This is a genomic window from Oceanicella actignis (assembly GCF_008124525.1).
In the GTDB taxonomy this organism is placed as follows: domain Bacteria; phylum Pseudomonadota; class Alphaproteobacteria; order Rhodobacterales; family Rhodobacteraceae; genus Oceanicella; species Oceanicella actignis.
The window spans coordinates 1-3,392 of sequence record NZ_VNHJ01000026.1 but is presented as its reverse complement, the minus strand read 5'-3'; the positions used below and the strand labels follow the sequence as shown (position 1 = coordinate 3,392).

The window sequence follows — 3,392 nt, the reverse complement described above, 5'->3', positions numbered from 1 at the left end:
AATACCGAGCGCCCGCATCTGGGCTACCGAAACCAGGGCAGACGCCCCATCGAAACCGTCATGTCATTCGTCAGTCAAGAAGGTTAAGAGAACAGCTGATCGATATGCCCGAGCCGATATCGTGGGACTGGCGCGAGCCAAAGCGGCAACGCAAGCTCGTCACCGTCGAGGATCAGATCCTTTGGGCGTATGTAATGCTGAGCATCACGCGACAGATGATGAATGATCGGCAAAGGGGAAAACCTGACCGTTTCCCGGGAGGCCGCACCAAGTGGGCCAACATCGAGATGACGAAATACCGGCGGCAGGCTAGAAACATCTCGACCCTTGATCGCGACGACAGACTGGCTCAAGACGGCATCAAGGCTTGCGCTCATTGTGGCGTCAGCGTACCAAAATACCATTGGGATCATCTCATACCGCAGAGCAAACTCCGCGGAGAGCATATCGCTTTCAATCAGGTCCGTTCTTGCCCTGGCTGCAACATGAGCCGCGGCAACAAGGATCTGATGCTTTGGCATAGGCAGAACCAGACCTTTCCAACTCTGGCTATCCTACGCAGATTTCTGAAGCTCACCTATTTCTACGCGAAGCAGGGCGGCTGCCTGGACTATCCGGCTTGTGATGCCGTAGATGGTGGCTTGCCCTTCGATCCTCGGCTCCTCCCTCGGAAATTTCCCAAAGTCGAAAGCCTCGTATGGGACTACGCGCATCCCGAACCTCAAGGAATAGGCTGTCAATCACCATGAACCGCGCCGGGTTTGCCTGAGCGGTTCACGCGGCGCGGTTCAGGAGCAGGTCACTGAACATCCTGCCGAGGGCTCTCGATTATCCCCCTGGCCCTCCCCGGGCAGATCGACGCTTTGCCTTTACCCGAACCAGGTCGCGCAAAATTCGCCTAACGGTTTCGGCTCGATGTGCTCGCTTCAATTCGCTAACGCGCAGTGCTCCGTTCTCGTCGATAAGGCGCCGTCCATGAACGGTCGCGCTGTGTCTCGCGTGGCGCAGTGCATCGATGATCTGGTGTTCAAGATCGGCTGTCGGATCGGCCTTGATCTCGAGCGCAAGAGGGTAGGCGTGCCGCAGCCGATGAAAGTCAACTCCGACCGTTGCCGGCAGTCCGGTCGATTTCCACAAGGCGATCGCGTCGGCGCCCGGCGCGAAACCGTCCGTCTTGCGGTTCCATATCTCGATGCCGCTCAGAAGGGGGATCCAACTGCGGTCGAACCGTCGCCAAGCGTCGCGCCTGGCAGGATGCGCGAACACTGCCACACCGTTGGAGGCGCGCACATCCGCTAGGGTTTGGCTCACCGGCCGGTGCTCGCCAAGAAACCGTTCGAGCCCCCAAGTGAGAATGTGAATGTCGTTATCGGGCGAGGAATACTCGATTCCCGGGATCAACCTGCAGCGCGAGTTGGAAGCAGTGCGGCAAGCGTCACGGTACTCGGAAAACCGCATGGGATCGAAGCCGCTGTCGTGCTCCGTCATCATGACGGCGCGATAACCAAGCGCGCCGAAGATTCGCGCGATTGCGGGAAGTCCCCACCTGCCGTCAAAGGACCAGGTCGAATGCACATGCAGGGCGACAGGTAGGTGGCGGGCGGTCATCCCTGCCTCCTGAAAAAGCTGGCGACTGTCTGCGCGGCATCCTGAAGGAAGAAGCGCGGAAAGGCCGGGTCATAATTGTAGAAGCGCACCCGCGGCGCCGGGGCGAGCACGCCGCGAAGCGAGGCCGCAAAACTCGGCCACCCATCACGGTGGAATTCGCTCTTTGGGCCCTTGAGAACGAAAGCGAGATGCACCAGTTCCCGGCCGAGGTGCCGGACGATACCGGGATCGCGAGGCGAGACGTCCGGCGGCCTGAAGCCGGCTGACAGAGCCTGCTGAACCGCCCAGGCCGGGTATTCGAACCCGGCGCGCCGCGCGAGGGCCATCGATCCCCAGGGGCGACCGTTGAACTCGACGAACCAGGGAACGCCCGCACGGTCGCGCAGCAGCTCAATCATGAACGGGCCGCGCCATCCCGCTTCCGAGACGAACCGCGCCGCTGCGCGCACGAGATCTGGCTCGGGGCTGGCGACCATGCACGCGCTCGAACCCGACCCGTGCGGGTTCATCATCCTCACCCGCCGATGGCCGCTCCACCATCCGGGGCCCTCGGGCCCGCAGAAGCCGAAGATGCCCTCGCCGACCCCCCGGATCATGGGTTGGATCAGCAAGGGAAGGCAAAGCCCGCGGTCGCGCCGAAGCGCCGCTAGGTCGGCCTGGTCCAGAAGATAGCGAACATCCCCCTTGACCACCCTGTCCTGGCGCTCCTGCACCGCGAGCGCCGGCCGCACGATCGCCGGAAGAGCCAAAGCCTCGGGGATATCCTCCCGGGTCTCGGCAATCAGGGTCTCGGCGACCCGAAAGCCGGCACGCCCGGCCAGCTCAACCTGACGGCGCTTGTCCAGCGCCATGGCGGCCTGATCCCTGACCGGGTTCACGATCTTCGGTTCAGTCTCGACGCCCAGGCGCCCGGCTACGGCATCGAGCAGCCAGAGCGACACGTCGTCCAGCGCCATGACCAGGCCCGGCCCGCCTTCGTCGGCGATCACCGCGCACATCTCGTCGAGCGCCCGGCTGGCGCTGTCCTCGGGGGGCGTGATCTCGACGACAGGGCCGACTGGCAGGTGGCGCGCCACCACGCACTGGCTGCCCCTACGCGTGAAAACGCGCACGCGAAGCCCGGCGCCTATCAAGCTGAACACGACCTCGGGCGCAGCGAGAGCCTCGGCAAATCCAATGAGCACGGCCGCGCCGGTCATCACAACAATCGTTTCTTCGCCATCGCAATGCGGCGCCGCAGTCTTCGCGACAGACGCTCCTGCCCCGATATGAGAAGCGCTACGTCATCGAGCGACATGTCATTGCGCACAGAAGTGCGGGGGCAGAGCCATGCGTTGCTGTCGGCGGGTCCGCCGTCGCTGGTATAGACGCGATCGTAACAAGCGGCTCTGAGCCGGGCCAGTACGCCACGGTCGTAAGATCCGAAGGGAATCGCGGCTTCCCGGATTTCGGAACCAATCGCATCCTCGAGCACTTTGCGCGCATCCACGAGTTCCCGGCGGCTTGCGTCAGGGTGGAGTCCGCGCCAGTCCAAATGATCGAAACCGTGGTTTCCAATGCTATGCCCTTCCGCCGTGAGTTGGCGAAGCCCCTCGGCGGAAAGCGAGCCGCTCTGGCCGAGCCGACCCGCCAGAACGAAAAAGGTCGCGGTGCGCCCGTTTTGAGCGAGAAGGGGGGCGCAAATATCGAGGTCGGAGGCGTTGCCGTCGTCGAACGTGATCTGTTCCCTTAACCTTCTTTCCGTGCGATACAGGGAAAGGAGGACCATCTCATGGGACAATCAT

3 protein-coding genes and 1 pseudogene are annotated in these 3,392 nt (G+C 62.7%); 1 reads left to right on the top strand and 3 read right to left on the bottom strand.

Annotated elements, in window-relative coordinates:
- Nucleotides 1-749 (top strand): annotated as a pseudogene (locus LY05_RS14930) (hypothetical protein); the annotation flags it as partial.
- Between the two features lie 79 nt (nucleotides 750-828).
- On the opposite strand, the gene LY05_RS14925 reads toward LY05_RS14930, so the two are convergent.
- The 3 genes from LY05_RS14925 to LY05_RS14915 are packed head-to-tail and all read right to left on the bottom strand — an operon-like array spanning nucleotide 829 to nucleotide 3,376.
- Complete coding sequence (locus LY05_RS14925; protein ID WP_148923698.1) at nucleotides 829-1,608, bottom strand: PHP domain-containing protein; 780 nt, start codon at nucleotides 1,606-1,608, stop codon at nucleotides 829-831.
- Complete coding sequence (locus LY05_RS14920; protein ID WP_148923697.1) at nucleotides 1,605-2,807, bottom strand: hypothetical protein; 1,203 nt, start codon at nucleotides 2,805-2,807, stop codon at nucleotides 1,605-1,607. The genes LY05_RS14925 and LY05_RS14920 overlap by 4 nt, the downstream gene beginning before the upstream one ends.
- Complete coding sequence (locus LY05_RS14915; protein WP_148923696.1) at nucleotides 2,807-3,376, bottom strand: polysaccharide deacetylase family protein; 570 nt, start codon at nucleotides 3,374-3,376, stop codon at nucleotides 2,807-2,809. The genes LY05_RS14920 and LY05_RS14915 overlap by 1 nt, the downstream gene beginning before the upstream one ends.
- Between the last annotated feature and the right edge of the window lie 16 nt (nucleotides 3,377-3,392).

Coding starts and splice junctions, on each gene's coding strand:
- LY05_RS14925 (WP_148923698.1), bottom strand. CDS start 1,608: ATGACCGCCCGCCACCTACCTGTCGCCCTGCATGTGCATTCGACCTGG.
- LY05_RS14920 (WP_148923697.1), bottom strand. CDS start 2,807: ATGACCGGCGCGGCCGTGCTCATTGGATTTGCCGAGGCTCTCGCTGCG.
- LY05_RS14915 (WP_148923696.1), bottom strand. CDS start 3,376: ATGGTCCTCCTTTCCCTGTATCGCACGGAAAGAAGGTTAAGGGAACAG.